Origin of the sequence: Xanthomonas codiaei, from assembly GCF_002939785.1 — a bacterium.
GTDB lineage: Bacteria > Pseudomonadota > Gammaproteobacteria > Xanthomonadales > Xanthomonadaceae > Xanthomonas > Xanthomonas codiaei.
In genome coordinates, this window is sequence record NZ_MDEC01000003.1 from 142,026 (window position 1) to 154,717 (window position 12,692).

The 12,692-nt window shown below is 65.8% G+C and carries 7 protein-coding genes and 1 pseudogene; 6 read left to right on the top strand and 2 right to left on the bottom strand.

Annotated elements, in window-relative coordinates:
- Nucleotides 1–461: 461 nt before the first annotated feature.
- The 4 genes from XcodCFBP4690_RS03140 (at nt 462) to XcodCFBP4690_RS03155 (ending at nt 5,652) form a co-directional block, all read left to right on the top strand.
- Nucleotides 462–956, top strand: a complete 495-nt coding sequence (locus tag XcodCFBP4690_RS03140; RefSeq protein ID WP_104539597.1) for a sigma-70 family RNA polymerase sigma factor — start codon at nt 462–464, stop codon at nt 954–956.
- Entirely contained in the window at nt 946–1,923 is a 978-nt protein-coding gene (locus XcodCFBP4690_RS03145) for a FecR domain-containing protein (protein ID WP_104539598.1), read from the top strand. Before XcodCFBP4690_RS03140 ends, XcodCFBP4690_RS03145 begins: the two co-directional genes overlap by 11 nt.
- Nucleotides 1,924–1,992: 69 nt before the next feature.
- Nucleotides 1,993–4,473 (top strand): TonB-dependent receptor, encoded by a 2,481-nt coding sequence (locus XcodCFBP4690_RS03150; protein ID WP_146091821.1) that lies wholly within the window; start codon nt 1,993–1,995, stop codon nt 4,471–4,473.
- Between the two features lie 36 nt (nt 4,474–4,509).
- Nucleotides 4,510–5,652: a cytochrome-c peroxidase gene (locus XcodCFBP4690_RS03155; protein WP_244183566.1), complete on the top strand. Its 1,143-nt coding sequence runs from the start codon at nt 4,510–4,512 to the stop codon at nt 5,650–5,652.
- A gap of 31 nt (nt 5,653–5,683) precedes the next feature.
- Here XcodCFBP4690_RS03155 and XcodCFBP4690_RS23380 read toward each other — a convergent pair.
- Together XcodCFBP4690_RS23380 and XcodCFBP4690_RS03165 are read right to left on the bottom strand one after the other, a co-directional pair.
- Nucleotides 5,684–6,421: pseudogene (locus XcodCFBP4690_RS23380) on the bottom strand (energy transducer TonB); the annotation flags it as partial.
- 649 nt (nt 6,422–7,070) lie between these two features.
- Nucleotides 7,071–9,332 (bottom strand): methyl-accepting chemotaxis protein, encoded by a 2,262-nt coding sequence (locus tag XcodCFBP4690_RS03165; RefSeq protein ID WP_104539601.1) that lies wholly within the window; start codon nt 9,330–9,332, stop codon nt 7,071–7,073.
- 308 nt (nt 9,333–9,640) lie between these two features.
- Here XcodCFBP4690_RS03165 and XcodCFBP4690_RS03170 point away from each other — a divergent pair, with 308 nt between their 5' ends.
- Together XcodCFBP4690_RS03170 and XcodCFBP4690_RS03175 are read left to right on the top strand one after the other, a co-directional pair.
- Nucleotides 9,641–9,952, top strand: coding sequence for a hypothetical protein (locus tag XcodCFBP4690_RS03170; protein ID WP_104539602.1), 312 nt, complete (start codon nt 9,641–9,643; stop codon nt 9,950–9,952).
- A 735-nt stretch (nt 9,953–10,687) separates the two neighbouring features.
- Nucleotides 10,688–12,616 carry an alpha-L-fucosidase gene (locus XcodCFBP4690_RS03175; protein WP_104539603.1) on the top strand — a complete coding sequence of 643 codons (1,929 nt, stop codon included), beginning with the start codon at nt 10,688–10,690 and terminating at the stop codon, nt 12,614–12,616.
- Nucleotides 12,617–12,692: the final 76 nt, after the last annotated feature.

Below are 12,692 nucleotides of genomic sequence, written 5' to 3' on the forward strand. Positions count from 1 at the left end.
AGCCCCACCGGTGTTCCTGGTTTTTTCTTTTGTGTCGGTGTTTTGCAAGAAATCTTCTTCCGGGATGTGGCGGTCGATCAGGGTCGGATGCGGCCAGGTGGCGCGATGTTCGGCGCGAGCCTGTCGCGACGACCCTCTGAACAGGGGTGAGGTCGATGCTGCGACGACACGTACGGGGCCGGGATGGCACAGGTGTCTGCAACGGGATCGGCCGCTGCCCCGGGTCGGCGCGCACGCAAGTTTAAGCGCACTCACCGGCGAATCCGTGCGCTGCCGTCGTGCCGTCGCCCGTTGGCCCCGACGGCATGCACATCGGCAAGGCCATTTCGACACCGTATCCGCGCCTGCCCGCCGCCCATCGACGGTAGCCAGGCCCTGCACGGCATGTCAAAATTGAGAATCACTCTCATCTTTGGGTCAGCCATGTCGTTCGAAGCCGCCCTCGCTTCCAGGGGTTTCTCATGGCCGTCGACCACTCCGAGCTCGCCTTGCTCTACCGCAATCATCAGCCGTGGTTGCAGCGCTGGGTTGGCGGCCGGGTCGGATGCAAAGAGGTTGCGCAAGATCTGACCCAGGACGCCTTCGCCCGCCTGGTCGGCCGGCGAGACCTCGGAGCACTCAACGAGCCGCGTGCCTTCCTGACCACCGTGGCCAAGGGACTCATGGCCAACTGGTATCGCCGGCAGTCGCTGGAGCGGGCCTACCTGGACAGCCTGGCCGCGCTCCCCGAGACAAGCGTGCCCTCCGAAGAGGAGCGCGCGCTGGTCTGCGAGGCGCTGTGCCTGATCGACGCGATGCTCGCTGGATTGCCGGTGCCGGTGCGCCAGGTCTTCCTGCTGGCACAGTGCGAAGGGCTCGGTTATGCGGAGATCGGCCACGCGCTCGAGCTGTCGCTGAGTACCGTCAAGCGCCACATGAAGCGCGCCTGGCTTGCGTGCCTGACCCATGCGCCCTGATCCCGCCGGGCGCACCGTTCCGCTCGATCCCCGCGTGCTCGAACAGGCCGCCGACTGGGCCATGCGCCTGAGCGAGCATGGCGGAGCGGAAGACCGGGCAGCGTGCGAGCGCTGGCAGCGACAGCACCCCGATCATGCCCGGGCCTGGCAACGGGTCGAGGAACTTCTGGGGACGCTGAAGACGATCCCGCCGCGTGTGGCCCGTCCTGTCCTGGAACGTCCGCGTTATCCGGGGCGGCGCCTGGCCCTGAAGCACCTCGGTGCCTGCGCAATCGCCGTGCCCGGCGGGTGGCTTGCCTGGCAGCTGTGGGAGCGATCGAACGGGAATCTCCATCTGCGGACAGGCACGGGGGAGCGCCTGCACCGGCAGCTCGCCGATGGAACCCGGGTCGACCTCGATACCCAGACCGCGCTGGAGGTCGCGTACGGGACAACCCACCGGCTGCTGCGTCTGCAGCGCGGTCAGGTGCTGATCGCCACCGCGCCTGACAGCCTGCCTGCATCGCGGCCGTTCCAGGTTGCCACTGCGCATGGATGCATGCAGGCGCTGGGCACGCGCTTCACGGTCCGTGTCGAAGACCACCGCACGCATCTGGCCGTCTTCGACGGCGCGGTGCGCGTCGAGCTGGGAGGGCGGGTGCCTTCGTTCCACCGGGTCGATGCGGGAGCCGCGGTGTGGTTCGACCGCAATCGCTGTGACCGTGCCCCCGCACCAACGGAGCGGTTGGCCGGATGGACACGCGGCGTGCTGGCGATCGATGCCCAGCCACTCGGGGAGGTGATCCAGGAGCTTGGCCGGTATCGCCGTGGCGTGCTGCGCTGCGACCTGCGGGTGGCAGCGTTGCAGGTCTCGGGTGTCTTCCCGCTGGCGCGGACCGACCAGGCGCTCGACATGATCGCCCAGGCCCATGGCCTGGCCATCGAGCGCCGCGCCCACGGCTGGTGGACGACGATCGTCCCGTCCTGAGCCCATCGGGGTGACACTTTTTCCGGTTTCGCGGGGCAAGTGGAAGAACCCCCACCGTTGAGCGTCTTCATGCGTCGTCTTTGCCGCCCTGTGCGCATCCGTCTTCTGGCCCTGGCCCTGGCGGCCACCTCAAGTCCAGCCTTCGCCCAGGCAACGCCGGCACGATTGCCGGCCGGTCCGCTGGGAGCGACGCTCACCGCGTTTGCCGCTGAACGAGGGATCGCCTTGGCCTTCGATCCTGCCTTGACCGATGGACTCACCGCGCCCGCGCTACAGGGCCGCGTGACCGATCGCGAAGGCCTGGAGCGCCTGCTGGCGGGCTCGGGGCTGCGTCTGCTTGCGCGCTCCAATGGAAGCTACACGCTGCTGCGGGCGCCTGCCGCAGGCAGCGGTGTCGTCCCGCTGGCGCCTCTGCGCATCGGAGCGCAGCGCACCTTCCCCTACTCGGAAGGAATGGCGCTGGACCAGGCCTATCTCGATGCGGCCCCGCGCGGCGAGAGCGATCTGGCCACGCTGTTGCGGATCAATCCCTCGGTGCAGTTCAGCGATACCGCCAGGAGTTCGCGCAATGCCGGCGAGATTCGTCCGGCAGATTTCAGCATCAATGGTGCGCCGTTCTACCAGAACCTGTTCCTGATCGATGGCATCAGTTTCAACAACGACATCGATCCGGTCTTCAACAATCCTGACCACTATGCCGATGTGCCCAGCCAGTCGCAGGGCATCGCGGTCGACACCGATCTGCTCGAAGGCGTGACCGTCTACGACAGCAATGTACCCGCCGCCTACGGCAATTTCACCGGCGGGGTAGTGGATGCCCAGACCCGCAGGGCAGGCGAGCAGCTGCACGGCAAGGTGTGGTTCCGCATGGCGCGCTCGGTGTGGAACGACATCATCGTCCCCGAGGGACAGGAACAGGACTTCGAGCAGTCGGCGAGCAGCGACTTCCAGCCGGAGTTCGACAAGTTCAAGCTGGGCGTGCGGCTGGAAGGGCGAACCGCGGGCGGCATCGGGCTGATTGGTACCGTCACGCAGACACGTTCGGACATCCCCCTCCGTGGCTATGCCGCAGGAGAGGAGAGCGCCAGCGATGCCAATCGGTCGCGGGAATTCGATTGGGGAGTGAACAACAGCAGTCGAGAGGGCAGCTGGGGGAATATCGACCAGCATGACCGCAAGGTGGGCTACCAGGCGCAGTTCGACCGCGAGCCGCTGGCCTGGGGCGCCAGCGAGCACACGCTGCAGCTGGGCATGTCGTTGCAGCACCGGGAGGCGAATTACGAGCGCCTCAACGACCATTACAGCTACCTGCAGCCGTACGCCACTACCAGCTGCACCAGCAGCAACGGCACGGTGGATACGGAAAGCTGTTCGCTGTCGCCGGTGCTGACCTCCGTATCCGGGACCGTCGTCGCCGGGCGCGGGCAATACTTCCGGCGGCAGACGACCTACCAGGCAGGGGAGTTCAAGGTCAGTGGCCAGGCCTATGGGGCGTGGTTGCAGGACGACGCGCGCCTGGGTCCGGTGAGCATACGCAGCGGGATACGTCTGGATCAGGACAGCATCTGGGACAGGACGACGTTCTCCCCACGCCTGGCTGCCTCGTGGGATGTGTTCGACAACAAGCGCACCCTGCTGACCGCTGGGCTCAACCGCTACTACGGGCGCAATTTCTTTACGTATCTGTTGCGGGAGGGCCGCGAACGCCTGACCCTGGTCAAGACCCGCACCAGTGCACGCACCGCATGGGAAAGCCTGCAGGGCACGTCCGCCGCTTCGACCAATCGTCTGAGCGATGTCGACATTCCCTATACCAACGAATGGACGGTGGGGCTGGACCAGCGTTGGGGTGGACTGGACCTGAGCCTGAAGTACGTCAATCGCGACAACCGCGACGAGGTGCTGCGGCAATCGGTACGAAGCGACGACGCATCCGGTGCATTCACCAGCAATGTCTACGAATACGTGAACAACGGACGTAGCCGAAGCGACGTCTACACCCTGAGCGTAACCCCCGAAAACAGCGTGAACTGGGGACCGAGTCGGACTCAGCTGCAGTTCGCCTTCGACTACACAGATATTCGGCGCAACTACAGTACGTACCAGACCAGCTGGAGCGAGCAGAGCGATCAGCTGGTGCTGTACAAGGGAAGCCGCGTCTGGCTCTACGACCTTCCGGCGACCGACTTCGCGCGGAAATGGACCGTCCGCCTGTCAACGCAATCGCACCTGGACCTCGGGCCCGGCGCACTGGTCTGGAGCAATTTCCTGCGCTACCGCGATGGGTTTCGCGACATCGTGCAGCAAGGAAGCGAGGAGGTGGGCGGCGAGGTCTATCCGGTCTATCGCGACGTGCGCTACCCGCGCGCCTTCACCGTGGACACGACACTGGAATACAGCCTGCGCCTGCCTGCCCAACAGCACCTGTATGTGCGCGTGGAAGCCATGAACGTGCTCAATCGCATCAACAAGATCGCTGGAACGACGTCGTCGTCGTCCTACTTCGAGCAGGGGCGCAGCTACTGGCTCGAAGCGGGCTATCGGTTTTGATGGTGAGGAATTGACCGATGCGTTGGGGCCTTTGAGGTGGCAGGCGCTGCCAGACGCTACTGGCTGGTGCTGGTGGCATGGTGTATCGCAGGCGACGCGGTGCCCGAGACAGCGTCCACGCCCGCAGTCCGGCACTGCGAGGCGATGCTGGCGTTGTCATCGCCCGGCATTGACATGGCTTGCCTGCGCCAGGCCTATGCCGGCCCGCAGGCATCGTGGCCGAGGCCTTACATTTCCGAAGGCGCAACCTGGCGAGAGCTGGCGCCCCTGCCCACGAAAGCCCCGGAGCCCTTCGACAATCCGGCAACCGCGCAGAAGATCGAGCTTGGCCGACAGCTGTTCGAAGACCCGCGCTTGTCGCGCTCGGGGCAGATCGCGTGCGCGAGTTGCCACGATCCGCAATTCGGGTGGGGTGATGGGCGTCGCGTATCGTTCGGCCACGATCGCCAGCAGGGACGACGCAACGCACCGAGTGTGGCCATGGCGGGATTTGCAGCGTCGTTGTTCTGGGATGGACGTGCGCCGTCGCTGGAGGAGCAGGCGCTCCACCCCATCGAAGATGGCAGGGAAATGGCGTTCTCGTCCGCCGGCCTGGTGGAGCGGCTCAACCGCAGCGTGGACTACCCCGGCCGATTCCGACGCGTGTTTGGCACATCACGCATCACCGGGCAGGACATCGCCCGGGCACTGGCGGCATTCGAACGCAGCCTGGTGCCGCGTGCCAGTCGCTACGATCGCTTTCTGCAGGGGCGGCGCGAGCTGTTGACGGATCAGCAGCTGTGGGGGCTGCATCTTTTCAGAACGCGGGCCCGCTGCATGAACTGCCATAGCGGCCCGACGCTCGCCGACGATCGCTTCCACAATCTCGGGCTGCATTTCTACGGGCGCGCGCGCCAGGATCTGGGCCGCTACGAGGTCAGCGGGGATCCTCGTGACAGCGGAACGTTCCGCACCCCGTCGTTGCGCCAGGTGGGCAAGACCGGCCCTTATATGCACACCGGCGGATTCACCGATCTGCGCAGTGTCGTTACCGCCTACAACGCGGGCATGCCAAGGCCGAGGCCCAGGGAGCAGCAGCGCGGCGATCCGCTCTTTCCTCGACCCGATCCCCTGCTGGTTCCTCTTGGCCTGCAGAAGGAAGAGCGCGATGCCATCGTGGCGTTCCTGGAAACGCTTTGACCGGCGGCGGGCTACTGCAGGAAAAATTCCACCGGCACCTCGAGCTCCACGGGTCGGGCAAGGTGTGGGGCGGCCGAGGAAGCGGCTGCGCCCTTGCAAACGTGCCAAGCGCTTCGTCGTCCAGCGCCAGGTAGCCGCTCCCCAGCTGCACGCGTGCGGCGACGACCCGGCCCTGACGGTCGACCATGGCACGCACAAAGACCACCCCCTCCTGACGATGCGCTCTGGCGGCGCTGGGGTAGCGACGGAAACGCTGCAGGCGCTCCAGGACGCGCCCTTCCCAACCAGGGTCGCTCATTCCAGCGGCAGGTGCCGGTGGTGCAGGGGGCGGGGCCGGGGCGGCCGTTGCCGAGGTGGCATTGTCCTGGCCGTCGGATGCGGGGACCTGCTGGGTGATTGCGGTTGATGGCGGTGGGAGGTCAACGCTGGGGAACGCAGCGGGCAGCGGATCGCGTGTTGGATGCTCGACCGGAGGTAGCTGCGGGCGAGACCGGACGGCGGGCGCACGGTGCGCCTGTAGCGGCATCACCTGTTCTGGAGCGAGTCGCGGTGCGACGGGTGTCGGCGGAGCCGCCGCGGGCAGCAGGGTGAGGCGTAGTCGGACGTCCTGCGGCGGCGCAAGGTCGGCCTCGAAGCGGCGCACATCGAACACAAGCCAGGCGACCAGTGCATGGATCACGACCGTGGCAGTCGCTGCGGCAACACGTGTCCAGAGATGAGGGTCCGACCGAGCCATGGCGCGGATGGAGTGACGGGTGACGCAGGGCATGACGTGGATGTAAATGAGAGTCGTTATATTTTACACCTTGGCCGGGTCGGTGCTGCCAGCGCGGTCGACCAAACGAGGTCACGGGCAGCGCACGCGGGACGATTCCCAACAGCACAGCGCTGCGGCCACCGATGGTCGCGCAAGCGCACGGCGGCGCCTGGCGCGTGGCGATCGCACGCTCGTCCCGGATGCATGCCGTTTTGCGCTCTACCTCGCCTGCGCCCGCGCAGCGATCGATCCTTTCCGGGAGGGCGGACTGCCCAGCGTGCAATGCCAACGCCCGCTCGCGCGGAAATGCGACACGGCATTCGACAGGCGACGGACGACATTCGAGCCTGTGGCAGGCGCGCAGCAGTGGCGAGCGCTGGCAGGCACCTGCAATGCAAAGACCACCGTCGACACACCGCACTGGATCGGGAGACACCATGCCACTGCATCGAATGCGAGTGCACCAAGAGCCATGGTCGATGCTGTCGGCGGTGATGCCGGCTACTGGCTGCTGCCACGCCAGCCGCCGATCGCTGTTTCCTCGTTCGACGGAGGCTCGAAGGCAGGCGCTCCTGCGCGATCGCCTCGCGCGCGCCTGATGCCATGACGGCGCAAGGCCGGCTGCCTGCGCAGCCGGCCTTGCGGTCGGATGGTCCCAGGTCTAGAACTCCTGCCAATCGGGGCTGCCGCTCGATACGCTGGCGACCGCTGCCTGCCTGGCCGGGCGCTTGGCCGGTGCCGCGGCGGTTTCGCGCTTGGGCGGGCTGGCCGGCTTGCTCTTGGCAGGCACCACGGTGGGCGCGACTGCATGCAGGACCGATGGACGTTCGGCTTCGATCTTGAAGATCGATACCGCCTGCCTGAGCTGCACGGCCTGTTCTTCCATCGAGCGGGCGGCGGCGGTGGCCTCTTCCACCAGTGCGGCATTCTGCTGGGTGGTCTCGTCCATCTGGGTGACGGTGAGGTTGACCTGCTCGATGCCGGCCGACTGCTCCTGCGAGGCGGCGGAAATCTCGCCCATGATGTCGGTGACCCGCTGCACGCTGGCCACGATCTCGGCCATGGTGGTGCCGGCAGTGTGCACCAGCGTGGAGCCCTCGGCCACGCGCTGGACCGAGTCGTCGATGAGGCTCTTGATTTCCTTGGCCGCGGCGGTGGAACGCTGGGCGAGGGTGCGCACCTCGCTGGCAACCACGGCAAAACCGCGGCCTTGTTCGCCGGCGCGCGCGGCTTCCACCGCGGCATTCAGCGCCAGGATGTTGGTCTGGAACGAGATGCCGTCGATGACGCTGATGATGTCGGCGATCTTCCTGGACGAGGCTTCGATACCGGTCATGGTGCCCACGACCTTGCCCACGATCTCGCCGCCTTGCGAGGCGACACTGGCCGCACCGATCGCCAGCTGGTTGGCCTGGCGCGCGTGTTCTGCGTTCTGCCTGACGGTGGAGGTGAGCTCTTCCATCGACGCCGCGGTTTCTTCCAGGTTGGCGGCCTGCTGTTCGGTGCGCTGCGACAGGTCCTGGTTTCCGGCGGCGATTTCGCTGGCGGCCGAATTGATCGACACCGCCGACTGCTGGATGCGCCCGACGATCTCGGCCAGTTGCGTGGCAGTGGCATTGGCGTCGTCGCGCATCTGCGCGAACACACCGCGGAAATCGCCACTCATGCGTGCGGTGAGGTCGCCGGCGGCGATGGACTGCAACAGCGCGGACAGCGATTGCAGATTGCCATCGGCGGTGGCCATCAGCTGGTTGAGGCTATCGACCATGACGTGGAAGTCGTACTGGAAGCGATCGGCATCGCCACGCGCACTGAAGTCGCCGTTGGCTGCAGACACGGCCAGCTGCTTGATTTCTGCGTTCATCGCCGACAGGTTGGCCTTGACCTCGTCCATGGTCTGGGTGAGCACGGCCTTTTCGCCGGGCAAGGCCGCCATGCTTTCGCTCAGGTCGCCAATCGCGTAGCGGCCCATGATGCGCGCAAGCGTGGTCTGCACCGCCAGGTGCGAGGCCACCAGCGTATTGGTGTCCTGCGCCATGCGACCGTAATCGCCGGGAAACGCATTGGCATCGATACGGAAACTGATCTGCCCTTCGTCGTGACGCTTGGCCATTTCGCCTTGCGCGCGCAACAGGGACTGCAACTGGGCCTGCATTCCGCTCATGGCGCGCAACAGGCGACCGGTTTCGTCCTGTGCGTCGGTCTGCACCTGGTTGTCCAGCTGGCCGTTGGCGATCGCTTCGGCGGCTTTGGTGGCGCGGGCCAATGGATGAGTGAGGCTGCGGGTGATCAGCCAGGCCAGCAGGCCGCTGATCGTGACCACGGCAATCCCGCCGATCAGCAACAACAATTTGGCACGGTGCATCGATTGCACGGTTTCAGCATAGGCCTGCTGGCTCTGCTGCTCCTGCCGGCTCACCAGCTCGCGGATCTTGTCCTGCCAGGCAACATTGGCAGGGCGGGCCTTTTCGCCAAGCAAGATCTGCGCGGGCGTATTGTCGTCGGCTGCGGCCAGCGCCATCACGTCGTCATTGATCTTGCCGGAGACCGCACGCAGCGCGTCCAGCTCGGCGCGAATCTTGCGGCCTTCCTCGGAGCTTGGAAGCGTATCGAGCTTTGCGCGCAACTCCTTGTAGCGCTGGCGCTGGGTCTTGATCGTCTCCAGGGCCTGGCTGTCGAGCTCGGCACTGGTTGCCATGGCGTAGGTGCCCAGCGCGATCATGATCGACGAGTTGGCATCCAGCATCCCGTTGCCCATCTGGATTTTGGCCATGCGGTCCAGCACGATGAAGTCCAGCTGCTTCTTGGCACTGGCCATCGAACTCAGGCCGATGGCAACCAGCAGGCCCGACAGCAGGATCAACAAGGCGAATGCGGCGCCAAGACGGCGGCCGACGGAGTAGCGTTGCAGTAAGGCGGTCATGCGGCAGTCCCGAGTCCAGGTTGGAAGGCGCCGGTCAGACCAGTCGTGTGAAGATCGCATGAGGATCGGGTCGGCACCGTGGATAACGACGGGCATTTTGGAAACTTGATCTTTCGATCCGAACAGATTTAAGTCCGCGTCGCCGTTGTCAAAAGGTCGGGAAATACCCGACTGGCGGACGTTCTGGGCGGGCCTGCAGACTGCAGAGGCGACAGCCTGCGATGGCAGCGAACTCAGCCGTCAGTGCACATGATCGTGTCGGCGGCCGCGTTAGAGTCGTTGCCCCCACCGACGTCCGGCATGCGCGCATGGAGACCCACAACCACGAATGGATGCAGGCCGTCACCGATGCGCTCAGCGACCTGCTGGCTGCGCGCGTTGCGCAGGCCACCTTGCTGGAGGCGATGCTGGTCTCGCATCCCGATCCTGCCGCGCTCAGAAAGGCGTGGGATGAACTGTCGTCCCAGCGCATCGCCTACGTGGCGCAGAACAAGGCGGCCGCCCAGGTGGAACGGCCGATGGATGGCTATACGTTGGAGCAATTCCAGGCGTGGGAAGAGAAGTTTCGCCGTTATTTCCCGCGCGATCTGAATCCATCGCCTGACGATACGTCAGGGTGATCACGAGCGTACTGGCAGGCGGCATCGCCTTGCGCGACACGGAGCAGGCGTTGGCCGCCAGTTGCCGGGATGACTTTCCATCCGGTTTGTTCGAAGGCGGGAGCATCTGCTAGCCCTGTCTGATACCCGATGTCCTATGAGAGACGTCCCGCGGATCCTGCCCTGCTTGCCGATGGCGTTGCTGTCATGGCGAGCGTTGCGGCTTGGCGATTGGTGCTGTGATGAAGAAGGCGACGCAGCGCTGGATAGCTGCGCCGCACGCGTCGATCTGCGTGCAAGAGCCGATGTCTCCGATGCGAGCCGGTTGCTTGTTCGGGGCAGAAGCGTGCACCGGATTTGGCGAAGCGAGGTCTACGTAGCGCAACCAAGCGTCGCCCCGCGAACGATCGCGGCGGCTTCGCATGCTCGTCGACGCCAGCTGCGTAGCAGCCAGGCGGACACGGACGCTGACAGCGACACCGCGTTGCCGCTGCCAACGGGGCGGCACGCCATTTGCTGACCGTCGATGACGTGGCGATGCTGGCCTATGGCGTTCACCACTGGCGTCGTTGCCATTGCCAAGACCGATCGGCAGCATCCGCACGTCACCTTCCTGTCCATCAGCGGACTGCAGATGCTGGCTGACTCGTTCAAGCCAGCATTTGCAGGAAATCCGCATCGTGGGTGGCGTCGGCGAAAACCCCTCACGCCGTTGGAAAAGCTAAGATCCGAGCTCGTGCAGAGTTGGAGGCGCCAATGATCGATCGTCGTACTTTCCTTGCCACCGGTGTCGTGGCCGTTGCCGCAAGTGTTGGCGCCTACCCCACCCGGGTGATGGCTGCGCCGCGTGCGAACGGGCCGGCGCCGTGGGGCGCCGTGCCCAGCGCACGACAGCTGCGGTGGCATCGGTGGGAGCAATACGCTTTCGTGCATTTTGCGATGAACACCTTCACCGACAAGGAATGGGGCTACGGGGACGAAGACCCGCGCAGGTTCGATCCCAGCGATTTCTCTGCCGACCAGATCGTCGCCGCTGCCAAGGCCGGCAATCTGAAAGGGTTGATCTTCACCGCCAAGCATCACGATGGATTCTGCCTCTGGCCGACACGCTTGACCGAACATTGCATTCGCAATTCGCCCTACAAGAACGGCAAGGGCGACATCGTCGGCGAAATGGCGGCGGCGTGCCGCCGCGCCGGCCTGGCGTTCGGCATCTACCTCTCCCCCTGGGATCGCAACCACGCCGAATATGGCCGCCCCGGCTATCTCGACTACTTCCGCAAGCAGATCGTCGAGCTCTGCACCGGTTATGGCGAGCTGTTCGAGTTCTGGTTCGACGGTGCCAATGGAGGCGACGGCTACTACGGTGGTGCGCGCGAGTCGCGCAAGATCGATGCGCCTGCCTACTACGACTGGCCACGGATGATCGCGCTGGTTCACCAGCACCAGCCGATGGCCTGCACGTTCGACCCGCTCGGTGCCGATATCCGCTGGGGCGGCAACGAGGACGGCATCGCTGGCGATCCGAGCTGGCCGACCATGCCCAATGCTCCGTACACCCAGGAAAACGGCAACTCCGGCGTGCGCGGGGCGCCACTGTGGTGGCCGGCAGAAACCAATACCTCGATCCGCCCGGGCTGGTTCTACCACGCCGACGAAGACGGCAAGGTACGCAGCCCGGAAAACCTGGTGCGCTATTTCGACACATCCGTGGCGCGCGGCACCAACATGAACCTCAATCTTCCGCCGGACCGACGCGGTCGTATTCCCGACCACGACGTGGCAGTGCTGCAGAGTTTCGGCGATGCGATCCGCGGCAGCTTCGCCGTCGACCTGGCCAAGGGCGCCAAGGCCAGCGCCACTGCGTCGCGCGGTGCGGGGTTCGAGCCGGCGCGCGTGCTCGATCGCCAGCCGGACAGCTACTGGTCCACGCCGGATGAGGTCACCACGCCGACGCTGACGCTGGAATTGTCGGCGGCACACGCCTTCGACTTGATCCGGCTGCGCGAATATCTGCCGCTGGGCGTGCGCGTCACCCGTTTCGCGGTCGAGGCCGAGGTCGATGGGCAATGGCGGCGGCTGGCCGAAGCGCAATGCATCGGCGCGCAGCGGATCGTGCGCCTGGATCGCCCGCTGACCGCGCGCCGGGTGCGCCTGGTCGTGCTGGAGGCGCCGGTGTGCCCGGCGATCAGCGAGTTCGCGCTGTTCCGCGCGGTGGCGCCGGTGCCGGTCGCGCGGCCGACGGCGAACGCGCCGGACGTGCTGTCCAGCGCCGGCTGGCGCATCGTCGGGGCCAGCGCGCCGGGGGCGGAGACGTTGCTCGACGACGATGCCAGCACGATCTGGATCGTGCCCGCTCCCACCCCGGGCCGCCCTGCGCAGGTGACCATCGACGTGGGTGTGCTGCGTCAGGTCGCTGGCTTCAGCCTCACGCCCTCGCGCACGGTGATGAACGGTGCCGCGCCACCGAAGGGCTATCGCGCCGAAACCAGCGAAGATGGTCAACGCTGGCAGCCGGCCGGCGCCGGCGAGCTGGCCAACATCGCCTATGCGCTTTCGACCCAGCGCCTGAATTTCCCCGAGATCCGCCAGATCCGTTACCTGCGGCTGTCGTTCGCCGAAACGGCGGTGCCCGCCGAGCGGCTGGCGATTGCCGGGATCGGTGCGTTCTCGCGCTTGCGCTGACAGCAGCTGGTGCTCCTCGGCATGTACGGCGGTGGCCGTGCATGGCTGGGCGGTGCGGCATCACGAACCCGGCAAT

What these genes read in the sequence shown, in the direction of transcription:
- XcodCFBP4690_RS03140 (WP_104539597.1), top strand. Translation starts at nt 462, where the DNA reads ATGGCCGTCGACCACTCCGAGCTCGCCTTGCTCTACCGCAATCATCAG.
- XcodCFBP4690_RS03145 (WP_104539598.1), top strand. Translation starts at nt 946, where the DNA reads ATGCGCCCTGATCCCGCCGGGCGCACCGTTCCGCTCGATCCCCGCGTG.
- XcodCFBP4690_RS03150 (WP_146091821.1), top strand. Translation starts at nt 1,993, where the DNA reads ATGCGTCGTCTTTGCCGCCCTGTGCGCATCCGTCTTCTGGCCCTGGCC.
- XcodCFBP4690_RS03165 (WP_104539601.1), bottom strand. Translation starts at nt 9,332, where the DNA reads ATGACCGCCTTACTGCAACGCTACTCCGTCGGCCGCCGTCTTGGCGCC.
- XcodCFBP4690_RS03170 (WP_104539602.1), top strand. Translation starts at nt 9,641, where the DNA reads ATGGAGACCCACAACCACGAATGGATGCAGGCCGTCACCGATGCGCTC.
- XcodCFBP4690_RS03175 (WP_104539603.1), top strand. Translation starts at nt 10,688, where the DNA reads ATGATCGATCGTCGTACTTTCCTTGCCACCGGTGTCGTGGCCGTTGCC.